The organism is Pauljensenia sp. UMB1177 (assembly GCF_030217965.1).
GTDB lineage: Bacteria > Actinomycetota > Actinomycetes > Actinomycetales > Actinomycetaceae > Pauljensenia > Pauljensenia turicensis_A.
This window is the reverse complement of record NZ_JASOOV010000001.1, coordinates 465331-486443: the sequence shown is the minus strand read 5'-3', so window position 1 is coordinate 486443 and position 21113 is coordinate 465331. Positions and strand designations below refer to the sequence as shown.

The 21113-nt window shown below is 56.0% G+C and carries 16 protein-coding genes; 6 read left to right on the top strand and 10 right to left on the bottom strand.

The window, feature by feature from the left end:
- Positions 1-57: 57 nt before the first annotated feature.
- Positions 58-522 carry a RidA family protein gene (locus QP442_RS02080; protein ID WP_103632898.1) on the bottom strand — a complete coding sequence of 155 codons (465 nt, stop codon included), beginning with the start codon at positions 520-522 and terminating at the stop codon, positions 58-60.
- A 386-nt stretch (positions 523-908) separates the two neighbouring features.
- Here QP442_RS02080 and QP442_RS02075 point away from each other — a divergent pair, with 386 nt between their 5' ends.
- The 5 genes from QP442_RS02075 (at position 909) to QP442_RS02055 (ending at position 7311) form a co-directional block, all read left to right on the top strand.
- On the top strand, positions 909-1499 hold the full coding sequence (locus QP442_RS02075) for a 2-oxoacid:acceptor oxidoreductase family protein (RefSeq protein WP_103632897.1): 591 nt from the start codon (positions 909-911) through the stop codon (positions 1497-1499).
- Complete coding sequence (porA, locus tag QP442_RS02070; protein ID WP_103632896.1) at positions 1492-2751, top strand: pyruvate ferredoxin oxidoreductase; 1260 nt, start codon at positions 1492-1494, stop codon at positions 2749-2751. The genes QP442_RS02075 and porA overlap by 8 nt, the downstream gene beginning before the upstream one ends.
- A 12-nt stretch (positions 2752-2763) precedes the next feature.
- Complete coding sequence (locus QP442_RS02065; RefSeq protein WP_103632895.1) at positions 2764-3885, top strand: thiamine pyrophosphate-dependent enzyme; 1122 nt, start codon at positions 2764-2766, stop codon at positions 3883-3885.
- Positions 3845-5527, top strand: a complete 1683-nt coding sequence (locus QP442_RS02060; protein ID WP_285069592.1) for an NAD(P)-binding protein — start codon at positions 3845-3847, stop codon at positions 5525-5527. The genes QP442_RS02065 and QP442_RS02060 overlap by 41 nt, the downstream gene beginning before the upstream one ends.
- Before the next feature lie 173 nt (positions 5528-5700).
- A complete protein-coding gene (locus QP442_RS02055) occupies positions 5701-7311 on the top strand; it encodes an MFS transporter (protein WP_103632893.1) in 1611 nt (536 codons plus the stop codon).
- A 129-nt stretch (positions 7312-7440) separates the two neighbouring features.
- Here the strand turns inward: QP442_RS02055 and QP442_RS02050 are convergent, their stop codons facing one another.
- Positions 7441-8547 (bottom strand): glycerate kinase, encoded by a 1107-nt coding sequence (locus QP442_RS02050; protein ID WP_103632892.1) that lies wholly within the window; start codon positions 8545-8547, stop codon positions 7441-7443.
- Positions 8548-8708: 161 nt separating this feature from the next.
- Between QP442_RS02050 and QP442_RS02045 the strand changes: the two genes are divergently transcribed.
- Positions 8709-9683 (top strand): hypothetical protein, encoded by a 975-nt coding sequence (locus QP442_RS02045; RefSeq protein ID WP_103632891.1) that lies wholly within the window; start codon positions 8709-8711, stop codon positions 9681-9683.
- Positions 9684-9828: 145 nt separating this feature from the next.
- On the opposite strand, the gene mmsB is transcribed toward QP442_RS02045, so the two are convergent.
- The 8 genes from mmsB to yicI all read right to left on the bottom strand — a co-directional run bounded on the left by mmsB (position 9829) and on the right by yicI (position 20830).
- Complete coding sequence (gene mmsB / locus QP442_RS02040) at positions 9829-10992, bottom strand: multiple monosaccharide ABC transporter permease (protein WP_103632890.1); 1164 nt, start codon at positions 10990-10992, stop codon at positions 9829-9831.
- On the bottom strand, positions 10989-12539 hold the full coding sequence (locus QP442_RS02035; protein ID WP_103632889.1) for a sugar ABC transporter ATP-binding protein: 1551 nt from the start codon (positions 12537-12539) through the stop codon (positions 10989-10991). The genes mmsB and QP442_RS02035 overlap by 4 nt, the downstream gene beginning before the upstream one ends.
- A gap of 41 nt (positions 12540-12580) precedes the next feature.
- Positions 12581-13702 (bottom strand): multiple monosaccharide ABC transporter substrate-binding protein, encoded by a 1122-nt coding sequence (chvE, locus tag QP442_RS02030; protein WP_103632888.1) that lies wholly within the window; start codon positions 13700-13702, stop codon positions 12581-12583.
- Between the two features lie 460 nt (positions 13703-14162).
- Positions 14163-15182: an acetylxylan esterase gene (locus QP442_RS02025; RefSeq protein ID WP_103632887.1), complete on the bottom strand. Its 1020-nt coding sequence runs from the start codon at positions 15180-15182 to the stop codon at positions 14163-14165.
- A 200-nt stretch (positions 15183-15382) separates the two neighbouring features.
- Entirely contained in the window at positions 15383-16219 is an 837-nt protein-coding gene (locus tag QP442_RS02020; RefSeq protein WP_285069539.1) for a carbohydrate ABC transporter permease, read from the bottom strand.
- A gap of 5 nt (positions 16220-16224) precedes the next feature.
- Positions 16225-17175 carry a carbohydrate ABC transporter permease gene (locus QP442_RS02015; protein WP_103632886.1) on the bottom strand — a complete coding sequence of 317 codons (951 nt, stop codon included), beginning with the start codon at positions 17173-17175 and terminating at the stop codon, positions 16225-16227.
- 4 nt (positions 17176-17179) lie between these two features.
- On the bottom strand, positions 17180-18439 hold the full coding sequence (locus QP442_RS02010) for a sugar ABC transporter substrate-binding protein (protein ID WP_103632885.1): 1260 nt from the start codon (positions 18437-18439) through the stop codon (positions 17180-17182).
- 51 nt (positions 18440-18490) lie between these two features.
- Positions 18491-20830: an alpha-xylosidase gene (gene yicI / locus QP442_RS02005; protein ID WP_103633010.1), complete on the bottom strand. Its 2340-nt coding sequence runs from the start codon at positions 20828-20830 to the stop codon at positions 18491-18493.
- Between the last annotated feature and the right edge of the window lie 283 nt (positions 20831-21113).

Below are 21113 nucleotides of genomic sequence, written 5' to 3'. Positions count from 1 at the left end.
ACCCTATGGGGGTACCCGCTCAATATAGGATTTCCGCGCCATTTCAGCGCGAGCAGATCAGTCTTCGCGGAGCGCGAATTCTGCTTCGACCTCGACGGATACGTTCAACGGCAGGGCCGCAACACCGAATGCAGAACGCGCGTGTGCGGTGCCGAAGATTTCAGCGAATAGTTCAGACGCACCATTGATGACGCCGGCCTGGCCGTAGAAGTCAGGACGCGACGACACGAAGCCAACAACCTTGACGACACCTGCGAGGTTGTCGACGCCACCCGCCAACGTCGCGGCTGCCGCGATCGCATTGAGCGCGCAGACGCGTGCGGCATCCTTGGCATCTTCGGGGTCAGTTGCATCCTCACCGACTGCACCGATGCAAACGGGTTCACCGTCAACAACAGGGAGCTGACCCGAGGTGCGGATAACACCGCGGTCAAGGACGGCTGGCACGTATGCGGCAACAGGAGTTGCGACGGGCGGAAGTTCCAGGCCAAGTTCGGCAAGTTTTTCAGATGGCAGGCTCATGACTGTCCTTTCAGTTTTCGCTGATCATATTCGTCGCAGGCGTCTGCCCGCTCCTTAGTGTCGAGCAACGCCGATTCCCTTCCAGGTTAGGCGCCTTTGCCATCGTCCGCGACCGCGCGAGGACGATCGTCACTGCGAGGACACCAATGTTCACTCCAAGGAATGTGGCGACAAGGTCGGCACGCTGTGGAGAACATAGGGTTCACATAGGCATTAGGGCCAATTGATGTGATGTGGCACCACTCATCATTTTACGACACTTCGGTTGCACGTTTTTATGTCGCCCGTCACTAACAATCTCACCTTTCGACACGTATAAACAGCGCTATTACGCGACTTTTTCAGGGCTCACACAAATTGTTGACAATCAACCTACGGTCGAAGACATGGTTGAAGTGAGAATCCACGGTCGAGGAGGACAGGGAGTCGTCACGGCATCCGACCTGTTAGCAATGGCTGCTTTTACAGACGGACACCACACGCAAGCTTTCCCGTCCTTCGGTTCAGAACGTACCGGCGCACCCGTTGTATCCTTCTGCAGGATCACCGACAAGGAGATCCGTACGCGCGAGCCGGTGCTCGAGCCTGACGTCATCGTCGTTCAGGATCCGACGCTGTTGTCGGTGATGGACGTGTTCGCCGGCTTGAAGCCTGAAGGCTACGTGCTTTTAAACTCGACAAAATCATTTGAAGAGCTCGGTCTGATGGACCTCGTGAATTCTTTGCCCAAGGGGCATGCGATCACGATCCCCGCATTCGACATTGCCCGCGAACACGTGGGCAGGCCACTTCCGAACGCGGTCATGCTCGGCGGAGTCGCGGCACTGACCGGCTTGATTGCCCTGGATTCCGTCACCGACGCAATCCGCAAGCGATTCCCCGGCAAGGTTGGCGAAGCAAACGTTAACGCCGCGACCGCCGCATACGACCAGGTGAACGCTGAGCGCGCAAACATGAAGGAGGGCGCTGATGCGTGAACAAATCGAAGGATCGCAGGCAATCGCAAAGGCTGTCGCAGCTTGCTCGCCCGAAGTGATCGCTGCCTACCCGATCAGTCCACAAACGCACATCGTCGAGGCCCTCTCCGCGCTGGTGAAGAAGGGCAACCTGACGGGATGCGAGTACCTGAACGTTGAGTCCGAGTTCGGCGCAATGAGCGCCTGCATCGGTGCTTCCGCCGTTGGCGCACGCACCTACACGGCAACCGCATCGCAGGGCCTGCTGTTCATGGTCGAAGCGGTGTACAACGCTGCCGGCCTTGGCCTGCCAATCGTCATGACCGTCGCAAACCGCGCAATCGGCGCTCCGATCAACATTTGGAACGACCACACGGACGCGATGAGCCAACGCGATTCCGGTTGGCTACAGCTCTATGCCGAGACGAACCAAGAGGCTGCTGACCTGCACATTCAGGCGTTCCGTATCGCCGAAGAGCTCTCCATCCCGGTCATGGTCTGCATGGATGGCTTCATCTTGACCCACGCGATGGAGATCGTGGACGTTCCCGAAGCAGAGCAGGTCAAGAGGTTCCTGCCCGACTATGAACCGCGTCAGGTCCTCGATCCGGCACATCCGGTATCGATCGGTGCAATGGTCGGTCCCGAGGCCTACACCGAGGTGCGCTACCTCGCTCACCATCGCCAGATGCAGGCGCTGGAACTCATCCCGCAGGTCCAAAAGGAATTCGCCGAAATCTTCGGACGTGATTCGGGCGGTCTGGTTCGCCCCTACCGTTTGGATGAGGCCGAGACGATCATCGTGTCAATGGGCTCCGTGCTGGGCACCATCAAGGATGTCGTCGATGAACGCCGCGAGCGCGGCGAAAAGATCGGCGTTCTGGGCATCACGAGTTTCCGCCCATTCCCGATCGACGCGGTGCGCGAGGCCCTGAAGAACGCCAAGCGTTTCGTGAACATCGAGAAAGCCTTCTCCGTTGGTATCGGTGGCATAGTGTCGTCGCACTGCCGTTCAGCCGTGCGCGGGATGGGCATCGACAACTACGAGGTCATCGCTGGCCTGGGTGGTCGCCCGATCACGAAGGCATCACTCCACTCGATGCTGAACGACTTGGAAGCGGGCACGCTACCCGCGCAGACGTTCTTGGATCTGGATCACGAGCTGGTGGACGCCGAGCTCGCACGCGAAAACGCCACGCGCCGAAGCGGCCCGACCGCAGAGAACATCATGCGTGATTCGAAGGCCCGCACCGACGCGGCTCTAGGGAATTGAGAGGGATAACTGATGGCTGTTGAACTTGGTATTCCCGGTGTTGGCGCGACGCAGATCCCTGCTCGCGAGCACGTGAAGTTTTATCAGGTTGGCTCCTACGCGGTGGGCAACCGACTTGCTGATGAGGACTACCGTTCGGTTCAGTCCGATCCGAACCGTCTCAATACGCTGACGTCTGGCCACCGCGCCTGTCAGGGGTGTGGCGAGGCACTGGGTGCTCGCTACGCGCTTGATACGGCGGCGGTTGCAGCTCACGGTGACCTTGTCACGGTGAACGCAACCGGGTGCCTCGAGGTTTTCTCAACCCCCTACCCCGAGTCGGCCTGGACCCTGCCGTGGCTGCACTCCCTGTTCGGTAATGCTCCTGCCGTTGCGGCAGGCGCTGCCGCTGGCCTGCGAGCCAAGGGCAAGCAGACTCGAGTCATCGCTCAGGGCGGTGACGGTGGCACGGTCGATATCGGCATGGGTTGCCTGTCGGGCATGTTCGAACGTAACGACGACGTCCTCTACATCTGCTACGACAACGAGGCGTACATGAACACGGGCGTTCAGCGTTCCGGCGCGACCCCGCCGACCGCCCGCACGGCCACGACCCAGCCGGTCGGCAAGCACCCCGGCAACCGTTTCGGTCAGGGCAAAGACATGGCTCGCATCGCCATGGCACACGAGATTCCCTACGTTGCCACGGCCACGGTCGCTGACCTTCGCGACCTGGAATACAAAGTCAACAAGGCGATGAGCTACCACGGTGCCCGCTACATTCATGTCCTCGTCCCCTGCCCACTCGGCTGGGGCGCGGCCTCGAATATCACCGTGAAACTCGCACGACTGGCAACGCAAACGGGACTCTTCCCCGTCTTCGAAGCAGAGGGTGGCGAAATCACGTCGGTGACAAAAATCCGCCGTCCCGCTCCCGTCGAAGAGTACCTGCGCCCGCAACGTCGCTTCGCCCACCTGTTCAAGGGCGGGGGCGATCCTGAAACTCTTGCACGCCTGCAGGCGATTGCTGACCGAAATATCCGTCGCTACGGCTTGATCGACGCAGATCAACTGGACGAAGACGTTCTCGACCGCGTCCTGCGCGCACCCGAAGATCCCGAGGGTCGCTTCGCAGACGACGAGACCGCCGAGTAAGGAAGAGGACCACACAATGACGATGGAAACTCAGCCCTTCGCGATCACACTGAATGTGGGGTCGTCGCTGGCAAACGAAACCGGTTCATGGCGCACTGAACGCCCCGTGTACGTTAACCTTCTTCCTCCGTGTAACGTCGCATGCCCCGCTGGCGAGAACATTCAGCAGTGGCTCTACCACGCTGAAGAAGGCGACTACGAGGGCGCATGGCGTGAAATCATGGTCAACAACCCGCTACCGGCAACGATGGGTCGCGTCTGCTACCACCCGTGCCAGACCGCATGCAACCGTGTGCAGATTGACGAGGCCGTTGGTATTAACGCGATCGAGCGCTTCCTTGGCGACAAGGCAATCGCTGAAGGGTGGACGGTTCCGGTGACCGCTCCCGATTCGGGGAAGTCCGTGCTGATCGTTGGTGCCGGCCCCTCCGGTTTGTCGGCTGCCTACCATCTGCGCATGGCTGGCCACCGCGTGCATATCAAGGAAGCGGGCCCGATGGCCGGTGGCATGATGCGTTTCGGGATCCCGTCCTACCGGTTGCCTCGTCACATCCTCGAAGCAGAAATCAAGCGCATCGAAGACATGGGCGTCACTTTCGAGTTCAATGCGAAGGTGGAGAACATTGACGACGAGGTCGGCAATTGGGACGCGATCTTCTTGGCTGTCGGCGCTCACATCGGTAAGCGCGCCTACATTCCCGCCGGTGAATCGGCGAAGATCATGGATGCCGTCTCGGTTCTTGAAGACGTCGAAACCGGTGAGAAGCCGATGCTCGGCCGTCGAGTCGTCGTCTACGGTGGTGGCAACACGGCTGTCGACGTTGCCCGCACGGCGAAGCGCCTGGGTGCCAGCGAGGCAATCATCGTCTACCGCCGTACCCGCGACCGTATGCCCGCTCACGACATGGAAGTTGCCGAGGCCGAGGAAGAGGGCATCATGATGCGCTGGCTCTCGACCGTGAAGCATGTTGACGGCGAGAAGCTGACGATCGAGAAGATGGAGCTGGACGAAAGTGGCTTCCCGCAGCCGACCGGCGAGTTCGAGGAACTCGGCGCCGATTCGCTGATCATGGCTCTGGGCCAGGAGGCGGATCTGTCGCTGATTGAAAATGCGGCCGACATCGAAATCAAAGATGGTGTCGTCACCGTTAACGATCAGATGATGACCGGCATCCAGGGCGTTTTCGCTGGTGGCGACATGGTTCCTTCCGAACGCACGGTCACGGTCGCGATCGGCCACGGCAAGAAGGCATCGCGCTACATTGACGCCTATCTACGAGGCGCCACATACACGCCGACCAAAAAGCCCGGCGATGCATCCTTGAGCCGCATGACCACTTGGTACTACTCGGACGCGCCACACCAGGTGCGCGAAAAGCTTGAAGGGCCTCGTCGCGCCTCCACGTTCGACGAGGTCGTTCAGGGTCTGGATGAAGAATCAGCTGTCTTCGAGGCACGTCGTTGCATGTCGTGTGGCAACTGCTTCGGATGCGACAACTGCTTCGGCGTCTGCCCGGACAATGCGATCACGAAAATCAAGCCCGGCACGTACGAGTTCAAGTACGACTACTGCAAGGGTTGCGGTGTGTGTGCTGAAGAATGCCCATGTGGCGCGATCTCAATGGTGCCTGAGCAGGTATAACACTGCGATCCATACCGTTTGGTCACCGCTTGTCATCGGCTAACAGTCATTGTTTTCCACTCCCCTTCCAATAGTTGCCACTTCTCAGACAACAACGCGTGGCTACCCCATTCTTTCCCGGAAGTATGCGCAGGTCAGGTGATTTAGCGTGTTCATTCATGCAAGATAGGGGTATGACTTCAAGCGCTCATCGCGGAAAGAACGCTCATCTTTCCGAAGCTGAACTCCGCACGCTGGTTGAGAACACGCCAGCATCCGGTAAACCGCGCAAAATCGCGCTACTGGCGACAATCGCCACTTTTGGATCCCTACTCTTCGGCTACGACACCGGCGTCATCGCCGGCGCCCTGCCCTACATGTACATGCCCACCGACGCGGGTGGCCTTACAATCAACGAGTTCGAAGAAGGCCTAGTCGGCGCATTCCTCGCAATCGGTGCGGCCTTCGGCGCAATCATCGGCGGTCGTCTCTCTGACCGCTACGGACGCCGCCACAACATTCTGATCCTCGCCGCCATCTTCGTGATCGGCACACTCGGTTGCACTCTGTCACCGAACGTTTGGATCCTGTATTTCTTCCGCTTCATCCTCGGCTGGGCGGTCGGCGGGGCCTCGGCAACCGTCCCGATTTACCTGTCCGAATCTGCGCCCACGCGCGTACGGGGTCAGCTGGTCGCGCTTGACCAGTTCATGATCGTCTTTGGTCAGCTGCTCGCCTACTCGATGAACGCAATGCTCTCGCGCGCCCGCGGTGGCCCGCAGGTGCAGGTCGCGTCGGATGCAACAGGCACGCTCAATGCCGGCTCCTGGTACTCGTGGGATCAGGCATCTCAGGTCGCAAACCTCGCCGTTTCGGACGGCAACGGTTCAGTCTGGCGCTGGATGCTTGTCCTGGCTACGATCCCGGCGATCGCCCTCTGGATCGGTATGCGCATGATGCCCGAATCTGGACGCTGGTATGCCGCGAACCTCCACTACGCCGAAGCCATCGGCTCACTGAAGCGCATCCGTAACCCCGAACACGATGACGTCGCCTCTGAAGTTCGCCAGATGATCGATCTTCACCAAAAAATCGATGAAGAAGGTCACTGGTCATTGCATCGCACCTTCAAGGTGAAGTGGACACGTCGCTTGGTGTTCATCGGTATCGGGCTGGCGTGTTTCGACCAGCTGACCGGCATCAACACGGCAATGTACTACCTGCCGAAGATCCTGCATGCCGCCGGTTTCTCGTCCGCTGATGCCATCACGATCAACGTCATTACGGGCGCGGTCGCCACGATCGGCGCCGCTTTTGGCCTCTGGCTGGTCGCACGCCTGAAGCGTCGTACCGTCGGTATTTACCAGGAGAGCGGCGTGACGTTCTTCCTGTTCTCTCTGGCTATCGTGTTCGCCGTCGGCATCACCCCGTACACGCGCCTTGATGGCACCATCAATTCGACGATCCCTGTCTTCCTGCCCTGGCTGGTCGTCATTCTGGTGTCCCTGTTCGTGTTTGCGAAGCAGTCGGGCACGGTCAACTGGGTTCTCGTATCCGAGATCTTCCCCGCCCGCATCCGTGGCGTCGCCCAAGGCTTCGCGGTCGGATGTGGCTGGCTGATGAACGCGGTTGTTACCTGGGTGTTCCCGGTGATGATCGCCCATTTGGGAGCTGCGAAAACCTACGCGGTCTTCGGTGCCATCAACGTGATTTCCCTGCTCTTCTACATTTACATCGTGCCCGAAACGAAGGGCGTTTCATTGGAAGACTTCGAGGAAGAATTCGCGCTCGAACACGGCTACTGAGCTCCCACCAGTACTTTCAACCTCGTCACTCGGGCCAGATCCGAGGTGAAAGATGGCAGAAGATCCCGGCCTCGTACCTATTCACGAGGCCGGGATCTCTACTTAGTCGTACTCCTTACGAAGCCCGAATTACTCAGCGTTCAGCGCACTCACAACCGCGGCGCGCAGGTTCTTTTGACCGTTCTTCAGTGCTTCTTCGAGGGACTCAGCCGGATCGCCGACCTTCACGATCTTGGAAACGCCGTGCTCAAGCAGGATTTCAGCACCTTCTTTAATTCGGCCGGCGAAGACCATGACGGGGACACCGGCGGCGCGCGCGATAGCTGTGACCCCAGCGGGGGTCTTGCCGTTGATCGTCTGAGAGTCAACCGAGCCTTCGCCTGTGAACACCCAGTCGCCTCCCTGCACTGTATCGGCTAAGCCGACCGCGTCGGCGACAAGGTCAATTCCAGGCGTCAACTCCGCATGGAGGAAGGCACGTAGCGCAAACCCAAGGCCACCCGCAGCGCCCGAGCCCGGCAGAAGCGCGTCGTCTCCGTGACCACTGGCGGTGGCGAAATGCAGATGGAGGGAGTCGAAGAATTCGACCTGTTCGGGCTGGACTCCCTTTTGCGGGCCAAAGACTGCAGTGGCGCCTTCAGGCCCGTTCAGCGGGTTGGTCACGTCGCAAGCGACCTTGACGCTCACTCCGTCCAGCAACGCACCCAAGGCAGACGTGTCAACGCTCGCTACTTGGGCGAGGTTTTCTAGCTTCGGGGCAAGCTCTGCACCATTCGCATCGAGAAGACGAGCACCGAGCTCAACAAGCATTCCAATGCCAGCGTCATTTGTGGCGGACCCACCGATTCCGATCAACAGTTCGTGTGCGCCACGCGATAGGGCGTCGCGAATGATCATGCCGAGGCCAGCAGTATTGGATTCGACGACATTACGTTCGTGGGGAGCGACCAGTTCAATTCCCGCACACGACGCAACATCAAGGACGGCCCGACCGTCCGCGAGCGCGTATTCGGATTGAATCGGTCTGCCCAGGGCATCCACGCTGTCGGCCGTGATTCGGCGAGCTCCCCACGCGGTTGCAACGGCTTCAATGAAGCCTTCACCGCCGTCGGACATGGGGACGCGCACGCAATCGGCATCGGGGTACACGTCATGGATTCCCTTTTCCATTGCCGTTACTGCTTCCAATGCAGTCATGTTCTCTTTGAAAGAGTCGGGTGCGAGGATAAATTTCACGGCGTTTCCTTGGGTGAGCAGGTGCCAGCACTGGGGTAGTACGGACAAACAGCATCATTACTGTTAACAACTAACAATAACGCGTATTGCCTGTTTTGAGAGCGGAATTGACTAGGCTAAGAACAGGAACTGCCCTAAAGAAAACTGACAAAGGAGTCCAGATGAGCGTTTCGATCGGCACCGGTAAGGTTCGCGCAACTATCCAAATTCAGGGCGCGATGACGACCGCACTTTTCGAGGCAGGAACGGATAAAGAGTTCACTCCCTCATACGTTGCCACGTGGGAAGGTTTCCCCGAGGCCCCAATTTTGGACAAGCTTCGTGGCGACTTCCTCTGCGTCCCTTTCGGCGCCGCACCCGAAACTGCCGAAGAACTGCCCGAGGGATGGCGTAACGGTCACAACGGTGCCAGCCCCTGGATTCACGGCCCCTCCGCAAACCTGCGTTGGAATGTCGAGGCGCTGGAAGCCGACTCTGCCCTACTCAGCCTGAACTACGCCGACGACGACCCGGTAAAGCGCGTGGAACGTCGCGTGACCTGCGTTGAAGGTGCTGTTGAATTCGAAGACTCAATCATCATGCGCACCGATGCTCGTCTGCCACTTGGTCTACATCCCATCTTCCGTCTTCCTAAGAACACCGGAGATGCTCACATCGAGCTCGGCGAAGCCGATGGGTTCTGGGCTTTCCCAGCCGACTCGGGAACGACGGTTCTTGAACGTGGTGCGCGTTTCAGCGACCTTGCCAAGGCCCCGCGCGCGGACGGTGGCACGATCGATCTGACTCGCCTTCCCCTCACCGAAGAGGTTGACGAAATCGTTCTGACCGCGGGTCCCAAGGACGGGCGAGTCACCTTGGTCAACGATGCTGAAGGATACAAGACCACCCTTGAATGGGATCGCACCCTGTTGAATAACGTCATGTTCTGGATCTCCAACCATGGTCGTAAGGGTGCTCCGTGGGGAGGAACCAACCTCTGTCTAGGCGTCGAACCGATTACCTCAGCATTCGACTTCGGTGAAGGCGTTTCAGCAGCGACCAGCCCTCTGACTGAAGCCGGATATGCCACCGCGATCGATTTAAAGGCAGGTCAGACCTACACGATTACTCACCGCATCACTGCCGAGCGCATCTGAGGCCTAGTAATACGTTTGAGAAACAGCGCAAAGGCTGACAGACGCATGTGACCCCGAAGGAATTCCTTCGGGGTCACATTATTCAAGCCAGGTGTTTAAACCACCCTCTGCGATTAAGGCGTATCAAGCACGCGCTTGTTCAACCTCAGTTCTTCTTCGAGGAGATCAGGTCAACAGCGACTGCGAGAATCACAACAAGACCCTTAATGGACTGCTGCCATGCGGAGTCGACTGCCAGAATCGACAGGCCCATGTTCAGAACGCCCATGATGAGTGCACCGATGATGGCACCGGAGATCTTACCGATACCACCGGAGACCGCAGTACCACCGATGAAGGCTGCTGCGATAGCGTCGAGTTCGTAGTTGTTACCTGCGGTTGCGACTGCAGCACCTGCGCGAGAGGTCGTGATGATGCCGGCGAGTGCGGCAAGGAAGCCCATGTTCACGAAGACCAGGAAGTCAGTGCGCTTGGTGTTGATACCGGACAGCTGGGCTGCGCGGAGGTTGCCACCAACGGCGTAGATGTGACGACCGAACTTCGTCTTCGCCATGACGAACGAGTAGATGACCACCAGGACGCCGATGATGATGAGAACGATCGGGGTCCCACCGGAGGACAGGGAGAGAAGGTAGGTCACGAAGGCGATTGCCAGGGCTATCAGGACCTGACCGGTGACGAACAATCCGAACGGGATGACCGCTGCACCTGCCTTGACATCCTTTGCGCGACGGCGGAAAGAGGAGAAGAGCGCGACTGCGATCGTTGCGATACCGATAACCAGAGTGACGACGTCAAGCATGCCCGCGTAGCCGAGGAACGGGGGCAGGGATCCGGCTGCGATGGCCACGAAACCCGACGGCAGACCGGAAACGGTTGCTTCTACGAGGACGATCGCGAGGCCACGGAAGATGAGCATGCCACCCAGGGTGACGATGAACGCGGGGATGCCAACGTAGGCAACCCAGAAGCCCTGCCAGCAGCCGATCAAAATACCGAGAAGCAGGCCGATGACCACTGCAAGTGGCCACGCAACATGCATCTGGTACATGAGCAGTGCGACCACGCCACCGACGAAGGCGACGACAGAGCCGACAGCGAGGTCGATGTGGCGGGCGATGATGACCATGGTCATGCCGATGGTCAGGACCATCACGTACGCGTTCTGCTGAATCAGCGAGGCGATATTGTTCGGGGCCAAAAGGCGACCACCGGTAAGAATGTTGAACAGGATGACAATGACGACGAGCGCACCGAGAATCCCGTACTGCTGGAGGCTGCCCTGCAGCCGTTTGGTCGACTCTTTCATCGTGCTTCCTTCACTCGTTCCTTGGTCATGAGCTTCATGAGAGATTCCTGTGTTGCTTCGGCCGCGGGAACGACGCCCGTGATCATGCCTTGGCTCATTGTGTAGATGCGATCGCAGATGCCCAGAAGCTCGGGCAACTCCGACGAGATGACGAGGACAGCGTGACCCTCATCGGCTAGTTGCTGAATGATTTGGTAGATCTCGTACTTGGCACCGACGTCGATGCCTCGTGTCGGCTCGTCAAGGATGAGGATCTCGGGATCGGTGTTGATCCACTTGGCTAGGACAACCTTCTGCTGGTTGCCACCGGACAGGGACGACGCGAGTGCGTCGATCGACGAGGTCTTGATGCGAAGCTTCTGTCGGAAGTCTTCGACCAGCGCATCCTCGTCATGGGACTGGATGACGTGCCCCTTGATGATCTTGTCGATGGCTGCAATGGTGACGTTCTTGCGAATGTCTTGGATCAGGTTCAGCCCCATCGTCTTGCGGTCTTCGGGGACATATGCCAGGCGGTGGCTGATCGCCTTGGTCACGGTGGAGGTGTCGATGACCTCGCCGTTCTTGCGAACTTCACCGCTGATCGAGGTGCCGTACTGGTGACCGAAGATGCTCATGGCAAGCTCGGTACGTCCCGCACCCATCAGACCGGCCAGGCCGGTGATCTCTCCACGGCGCAGTTCGAAGCTCGCGTCGTCGACGACCTTTCGGCCAGTGTCGATCGGGTGGTGAACGGTCCAGTTGGAAACTTCGAGGATTGTGTCGCCGATGGTCGGCGTGTGCTCCGGGAAGCGGTTGGACAGTTCGCGACCGACCATCTTGGCGATGATTTCGTCTTCGGTTACGCCTTCGGGGCGGTGCATGTCGATGTAGCCGACGGTCTTGCCGTCACGGATGATCGACGTGGAGTCGGCGATCTCACGGATTTCTCCCAGCTTGTGGGAGATGATGATCATGGTGATGCCCTCTTTGCGGAGCTGACGCATCAGCTCAAGCAGGTGCTCAGAGTCATCGTCGTTGAGTGCTGCGGTCGGCTCGTCCAGGATCAGGAGCTTGACGTCCTTGGACAATGCCTTTGCGATTTCAACGAGCTGTTGCTGGCCAACGCCCAGGTCGACGACGCGCGCGTCAGGGTTGACGTCCAAACCGACCTTGTCGAGCAGTTCCTTCGCCAGAATCTTGGTTTCGTGCCAATCAACGAATCCGGCGCGTCCCCGTTCGTTGCCAAGGAAAATGTTTTCCGCAACGGACAGGAACGGGGACAGCGCCAGTTCCTGGTGAATGATGACGATGCCGACGTCCTCTGATTCACGGATGGACTTGAAGCGACATTCGTTACCAACGTATTCGATGCTGCCTTCGTAGGAACCGTAGGGGTAGACACCCGACAGGACCTTCATGAGGGTCGACTTGCCGGCACCGTTCTCACCGCAGATTGCGTGGACTTCCCCTCGGCGGACCTCCATCGTCACGTCATCGAGGGCTCTGACTCCAGAGAATTCCTTGACGATATGTGACATTCGCAGGACCAGTTCATCGGTCTGCATCATTCACCTCAGTTTCTAGGAGAGTTACTTACGTCCGAGGATCAGAGACCGAGGTCTGCTGCCGTGTAGAAGCCCGAGTCAACGAGCTTCTCTTGGACGTTGTCCTTCGTGATGACGACCGGATCAAGCAGGAACGAAGGAACAACCTTCTTGCCGTTGTCGTAGGACTCGGTGTCGTTGACCTCGACCTCAATGCCCTTGACGATCTGGTCGACCATCTTGGCGACGCGATCACCGAGAGCGCGGGTGTCCTTCCAGACGGTCATGGATTGCTTGCCAGCGATGATGTTCTGGACGTTTGCCTGGTCGGCGTCCTGACCGGTCAGGACCGGCCACGCATCGGCGGTGTAGCCGTCCGAGTCGAGCGCCTGGGAGATGCCGAGTGCGAGGGAGTCGTTCGGGGAGAGGATGGCTTCAACCTTCTTGTCGGAATAGAAGGAATTGAGGCGGGTTTCCATTTCTGACTGTGCGGTGGTGGACATCCATGCCTGGATGCCGATGGACTGCCAATCGTCAACGGATGACGGTGCCTTGCCGGACGGAACGGTCAGCATGCCGGATTCAACGTAGGGCGAGAGGACGTCCCATGCGCCGGAGAAAAAGAACTTGGCGTTGTTGTCATCGGGGGAGCCGGAGAAGGGTTCGAAGTTGAACGGGCCCTTGCCGTCCTTGAGGCCGAGGGATTCTTCGATGTACTGGCCCTGCAGCTGGCCGACCTTGTAGTTGTCGAAGGTCGCGTAGTAGTCGACTGCTTCGGTGTCGCGGATCAGGCGGTCGTATGCGATGACCGGGATGCCTGCGGACTTGGCCTGTTCTAGAACGGGAGCCAGTGCGGAGCCGTCAATGGAGGCGACAACGAGGACCTTGGGGCCTGCGTTGATCATGTTCTGGATCTGGGTGATCTGCTGTTCAACCTTGTTGTCTGCGTACTGCAGGGAGACGTCGTAGCCTTCGTCCTTCAGCAGTTCTTCGAGGTGCGAACCGTCACGGTTCCAGCGCTCGAGGGACTTACTCGGCATTGAAACACCGATGAGGCCACCTTCACCGCCAGCTGCTGCGCCAGATTCGGACGAGCCACCGCGTTCTGCGGAGCAAGCGGCCATGCCAAAGGCCATGGATGACGCTGCAAGTGCAACGAGCGTCTTCTTTGCAATTCCTCGCATTGTTTGGCTCCTTCGCCATCGTGCGGTGTCGCTTCAGCACGACCCGCGGGTCTGTGATTCAAAATGGGATGTTCGCGAATCTGGGGAGTATGCGTTGCTCCCCTTCACGCAGGGGGTACGAGGCCACCTGCGCATTCGGTCTTCAATTCTGGAGAACCGTGGAGGCTGGGGTGGTTTCTTCCTATAGCCACCGCTAGCCGGCTAGTAGGGAGGGTAAACCCCGATTCCCTTTTGTTCCCAAACAAAACATAAACGGTGGCACACGTCTCGTCAAGACAAAAACAAACTGTCGCCCGTTTTCACACGGTTTTCGGGGAACATTTACCCCTATCTTGGACTTTTACGGACTCTGAAAAACTAGCCCTGAACTGCGATTTTTCCTGATTTAAGCACCGAAGTCGCTATTTTCGATTGTTATGCAACAATTTCATAACAACACCTGCGTTTCACACTCTACAACTCAGTCGACAAGGCCCAAGAAGTCTTTCACCCACAACACCTGACGGTGCCACTGATACAGGCCACCACCCTCATGCTCGTTGAATGCGTGGGCATCAATCTGGGCACTCGGTCGCTGTCCGCCAGCCTCAACCACCTTTTCACCCCACCAGTTTTTCGCTGCATACACCGTCGACGGCGGGCAACAGATATCCATGAGCCCGGTCGAGAACAACGCGGGAATCGTCGCGCGCTTCCCCAGCGACACAATGTCAAAGTAGGCGAGGGTCTCAAACACCATCTCGTCACGGCCACGGAACACGGACAGGTAGCGGACAACTTCCTGATAGGGCGTGTGTTCGCTTAATCCGACCGCACGGCGGAAGTCGGCCATCCACGCAACGTCGGGCATCGTAGCCAAAACGCGCGGGTTCAGAACGCCGGCCACAACAGACAGTGTGCCACCCTGGCTTTGCCCGGTGACAATGATCCGCTTCTCGTCGCAGTGCGGAAGGTGCGCAGTAGCCTCAACCGCGTGGTGCGCGTCGATATAGATCCGACGGAAGTAGTAGTCGTGAGGGTCTTCGATTCCACGTGTCATGAGTCCGAACTGACCAACGCCCAGGGGATGCGGATCGATGGTGTCCGCCCCTGTCCCCCAGTTTCCGCCTTGGCCACGGTTGTCCATAACCAGGTGCGCAAAGCCCGCACCCGCCCAGCCGAGGTGCTCGTACGGGAGGCCTCGTCCACCGCCGTATCCGCGGAACTCGACAATGGTGGGCAATTCTTCGCCGGGCTGAGCCGTTGCAGGAATTGTCAGCCACGCCTTGATCGGATCGCCCGCGTACCCGCCGAAGGTCACGTCGAAGACTCGGTGAGTCTTCACCACCAGATCGGTGACCTCTTCGATCTGCACAGACCTCGGGTCGAAAGGATTCTCTTCAAGAGTCGTCGCCCAAAATTCATCGAAGTCTGCGGGCTCGAAACTATCGGGGCGATAAGTTTCCAGTTGGTCCCGATCAAGGTCGAAGAAGGTCGACATGCGTACTCCTGCGTGTGCAATCCCCCCGTAGCGTGCCATCTTTGGCAAACGCCGGCAATGGGGTAAAACGATTCCTCATACCTGTTTAGCAGATATCCGACCTGCATTTGATCCAACACAAGCAAAAGCGCGAGGCTTCAAGCAACCACTTGAAGCCTCGCACTATATAGACAATCGAGGGAGTTACACCTCGCGCTCTGTCAGCCCTTGGTTGCACCACCCGCAAGACCCGCAACGATGTAGCGTTGCAACAGAATGAACAGAATCAGAACAGGTAAAGCAATGATTGTGGCTACTGCCATCAAATCATTCCAGTTCGTACCATATTGACCAATGATTCGATTCAACGCAACCGTTAACGGCTGAATCTCCTGCTTCGTCGAGAGTGTCAAGGCAAATGTGAATTCACCCCACGCCATAAGGAAAGCAAAAGACGAAATCATGATGATGCCCGGTCGAATCGTAGGAATGATAATCCGGACGATCGTCTGGATAGTGCTCAGACCATCAAGCTTGGCTGCCTCCTCAACCTCATACGGGAACTGCTTAAAGTAAGGGCGCAACAAGATCACTGCAAACGGTAGCGTCACAGAAATATCAGCAAGCACAATCGAGTAAAACGTGTTATTCAGTTCAACCTGACGGAACATCACGAACATCGGAATCGAGATTGCAATAGCAGGAAGCAACTGAACCACCGTCAGCATGACCATCATCGAGGTTGTAATCACACCGCGCATTCGAGCCACTGCGTAAGAAAGAGGAACTGCAATCAGCAACGTCAGAGCCAACACAGACACTGAAATTATCAGTGAGTTAACAAACGCTGTTCCGATGCCGTACTGACCAGAAAACACGGACTGAAACGAACCAAGATACAGATTGTGGGGATACATCGTCGGCGGATTCTGGAACATCTCTTGTCCAGTCTTCAATGCTGTATTGATCATCCAATACACCGGGAAAAGATAGACAATTGCAATCAGCCAACCGCATACTGACTTCAAGACTTGGGCGCGACGAAACCTCTTATTCACAAAACTCACTTGAGATCCTCCTCATTCAAGCTCTTCACATAGAACCAGGACAGAGCCAGTGGAAGAAGCAACGTCAACGCAGAAGCAGCCGCACCGTTTCCGAATTCAAAGATCTTAAATGTCTCGAGGTAAGAGTAGATCGGCAACGTCGTCGTTGAATCAACAGGACCGCCCTTTGTCATGGTGTAGATAAGGTCAAAGACCTTGTATGTGTTAATCACACCAAGCAACAAAACAGAGATTGAAACTGGTTGCATCAAGGGGAAGGTAATTGAAACAAACTGACGCCACTTGCTGGCACCATCCACCGCAGCAGCTTCGTACAGACCATCGTCAATCGTATGCAATCCCGAAAGAAGCAGAAGCATATTGAACGGGATGCCGATCCATAGGTTGGCAACAACGACAGCGAACATCGCAGTTGACCCGACAGTCAACCATTTCACTGGTTCATCGATGATCCCCATGGATAATAAGAAGTAGTTGAGAACACCGTAATCCGAGTCAAAGATCCACTTGAAAATGGTGCCTGTAACAACAGGGGGCAGAATCCATCCCACAAGCAGAAGAGCACGGATAATTCCATTGCCCGGGAACGGACGGCGGAAGAACAACGCCAAAGCGAAACCGATCGTGTACTGGAAGAAGAGACACGACACCGTGAAGATGACGGACAGTTTCAGCGCATTCCAAAAAGCCGGGTCATTGATAACGGCAGAGTAATTCTCAAAACTGTTAAATGAGAACGTCTGAGAAATCAGGTTCGCCCCGTTGGCGTCCGTAACACTCAAAAACAAGTTATAGAGCAGTGGAAACGCGAGGAAAACCAGTACATAAACGATTGCAGGAGCAGCCAAGAGAAGACCGAGACGGCGAGTGCGAATCTCGTTCTGAGAACGCTTGCGTCGCCTCGGCTTCTCATGCCGCTCAGCATCAGTGCTGAGCGTTGTTGTCATGATTTCACTCAGTCGGCAACAGTGGCTGGATCGTAGTGAATGCATCCTTTGCCGCAGCATCCGGGGTCTTAGCGCCCGTCAAAGCTTCCTGAATGGACAGCTGGATTGCCTCAGAGATTTTTGCATACTCAGCACCGTAGGCACGCGCGTGGGTGATCTCCATCTGCTTCTCGAAGACCTGCATCTTCGGATCGGATGAAAGCTTGAGCTTTCCAGCAAGGTCGGGGCGCGGAGAAAGCTGACCCGAAACGTCACAGAAGGTCTGAACACCATCATGAGAAGCCATGAACTCGACGAACTTCAGACCAGCTTCAGCGTTCTTTGCTTCTTGGAATAGGACGATGTTTTCACCGCCCATACCGGTTGCTGCTTCCTTACCAACCGGCAGAGGAGCAACACCCCACTCGAAGTCAACATCAGCAAGGTTGGATATTTCCCACGGACCATTCACCATCATTGCAGTTTGGCTGGTAGTGAATTGGGTACGTGCATCTTCCTGCGTGTAGTTAGCAACAGCCGAGCTCACTGCACCAGAGTCAATGAGACCCTTCAGATAAGTCAACGCCTCGGCACCAGCAACGTCATAGTTCTCAACGTCGCCACCGGTCTGCCAAACGAATGGAAGAACTTGGAAGGTTCCTTGTTCGTTCTTCACAGCAGAAAGTGCAAGGCCAGCCTTGCCGTCGGTAGCCAGAGCCTTAGCCGTGGTCGCCAGTTCATCCCAGGTGGTCGGAGCAGCAGTGATTCCTGCAGCTTCAAACATCGTCTTGTTGTAGAAGAGAGCAAGGTTATTCGAATTCATCGGCAGACCATAAGTCTTGCCATCAAGCTGAGTAGAGTTCCAAGGACCTTCAAAGAATTCGTCCTTCATATCTGCAGTGGCATCAGTGATGTCCGCAAGCAGACCAAGGGAAGCAAAATTCTGATTGTCAACGGTATCGATAATCGCGACATCTGGGACCTCGCCACCAACGCCACCTTGGACAATTGACTTTGACAGGTCACCAAATGCGAACGAGGTGCGATTGACCTTAATGCCCGGATTTGCTGCTTCGAATGCTGCAACTGCAGCGTTCATTGCGTCATTGGATACGCCCTGACCTTCGTAGTCCCAGACTTCAATCGTAACCTGGTCACCGCTAGCATCGCTCGAACCACTTGTGGCAGAATCTCCCGAACCTGTTGAACATGCTGCGAGTGCTCCCGCCAGAGTCAGCGCGCTGACGACGGCTACATTCTTTCGCATGTGACGTGACATCGACATGTCGTCTCTCCTTTGAAATCTCATCTCTCTGTGTTGTGGTTTCTGATCAATTCACTTCGTCGCGATAAACGAATAGGTGAACTCAACAGCGTTCGCATCGGCGATGATGCGTTCTCCCGACGCAAGGTCAGGGAAAAGCATGGGTTCCTGAGAGCCGGTTGCGATCTCAATGTTCTTGAGTGGCGCAACTACCTGAACGGACCAAGGAAAAGCGGAATCAGAAGTAATAGTGACCTTCGATTCTGTAACAGTGACGTTGAACGTAACATCGCTCTCTGACGATGGAACAGTTACCGTTTGTTCGCCTGGAACCAGCCCGAACAAATACAGACATACGTTGTCTGCCCAGTTGTAGACGGTCTGTTCTGAGTGCTCACCCAGCGGAAGCACCGTCCCGTCGGGAATCATGATCGGAAGCGAATCCAAGGCGTGTGTTTCTGAGTACCATCCGGCACGCTCACGACGTGAACCGTCGAGAAGGTTCGTCCAACCATCCGTCGGCAGATAGTATTCAACCTCGTCTGATTCAGAGAAAACGGGCGCAACAATCATCTTGGATCCGAAATAGTATTGGGTATCAACATGGGCTGATGTGCGATCCTTCGGATGTTCGAGAATCATGTGCCTCATGACAGGAATTCCGTCAGAAGTAACTTCACGAGCAACCTGAAGCACATAAGGCATCAAGCGATTCTTTAGAGCAACGAAACGTTGCGCCGTTCTAACTGCTTCATCGCCGTAGATCCACGGTGTCCGGTACGAATCTGAACCGTGCAATCGTGAATGCGAAGAGAACATTCCAAACGGGAACCATCGGATGAAGACTTTCGGATTCGGCTTGCCTTCGAAACCGCCCATATCGTGACTCCAGTATCCGAAACCAGACATCCCGAGAGACAAGCCACCTCTCAGAGTTTCACCCATCGACACAAATGTCGGCTCGGAATCGCCACCCCAATGAACTGGGAATGACTGCGATCCCGCGGTTCCACTCCGGGCAAAAACGATTGCCTCTTCTTCGCCACGTTCTTCAGCAATTGCTTCATACACTGCCTGGTTGTATAGGTACGTGTAGTAATTGTGCATCCGTTGCGGATCGGAGCCGTCAAACCAGATGACGTCAGTAGGTACCCGTTCACCGAAATCCGTCTTAAAGCAATCAACGCCCTGACGCAGTAGCTTCTTCAGCTCATTCTTGTACCACATGGTCGCTTCAGGGTTTGTAAAGTCAACCCATCCCATTCCAGATTGCCAGTGGTCCCACTGTCTTACAGAACCATCAAGTGCATGAAGAAGATAGCCTTGTTCTTTCCCCTCTTCAAAGAGGTGAGACTGCTGTGCGATGTATGGGTTGATCCAAACGCAAATTTTGATACCACGGTTGTGGTAACGCGCAAGCATCTCTTCAGGATGAGTGAAAAGTTCAGGATCCCAGACGAAATCACACCAATGACTGGGGCGCATCCAGTAGCAGTCAAAGTGAAGAACGCTCATTGGTATTCCACGTTCTTCCATCTGATCCAGTAAACCGTTAACTGTTTCTTCCGAATAGTCTGTCTTGAAGGACGTCGAAAGCCAAAGTCCGTAGCTCCATGCAGGGACCTGTGGAGCACGTCCCGTCATCAATGTGTATCGTCGAAGAACATCCTTCGGCGTCGGTCCAGCAATAACAAAGTACTCAAGCACGTTACCTGGGACAGAAAACTGAACACGCGTGTTAACTTCGGATCCAATTTCGTAAGAGACCTTTTCGGGGTGGTTAACAAAAACACCATAGCCACGATCGGAAAAATAGAAAGGTACATTCTTATAGGCCTGTTCAGAAGCGGTTCCACCGTCCGCATTCCACATATCAATAACCTGCCCATTTTTTACGACAGGCCCAAAATGTTCACCAAGACCAAAAATTGATTCGCCTGGTTGGATGACTAACTGTTCATGAATGAACTTCTCACCCTCAGGGGATATAGCAATTCCCATCGATTTCAGTATCGATGACGTAATCTCACGATCTCCATCATAGAAACGGAGCTCGAAATGGTCTTCACCGCCAATTTCTGCCCGCAGTAAGCCAGACGAAACAACAGCACTCTTCTTCGCTGAATCAATGGCAACGGTTCCGTTACCTTCGAGAGGAGCAAGGACAAAATTGGGAGCCAACTCACAATAACCACGGAAGTGCTCTAAACGGACGCGAAGAATTCCCTCACCCGCTGGCTCAAGAGTAATTGTCAACTGACTTCCGTCTAGTTCCGCACCTTTAAATGCAATATGACGCGTCGGCGCGAAGACACGAATTCCATTACCGACAGGGACGATGCTTTGGATCTCACGAGGATGCTGAACGTTCCATCCATCCTTCTTCAGCCAGTATCCGTTGGTGAACTTCACTGTCTCCCCCGTTCTCAATTCCACGTTGCTTCACGTCAGATCGCGAATCGTCGCTTCTTTGCGACCTTGGGCTAGCGCATTTCGTGATCAAGGATCACAAAGCAGTTATTTTGTTACAAAAGAAAACATACTTGGATAAAGAGACATTCGCAACACCCTGCAAACATTTTCAAGCTACAACTTGATAACAAAAAACTGCGCCATCAGGAAAAATGGTTTTTGACCAATCCTTTACTTATGTAAAATTAGGTCTAATATCCCACTCTTGAAGCACTTGACAGTT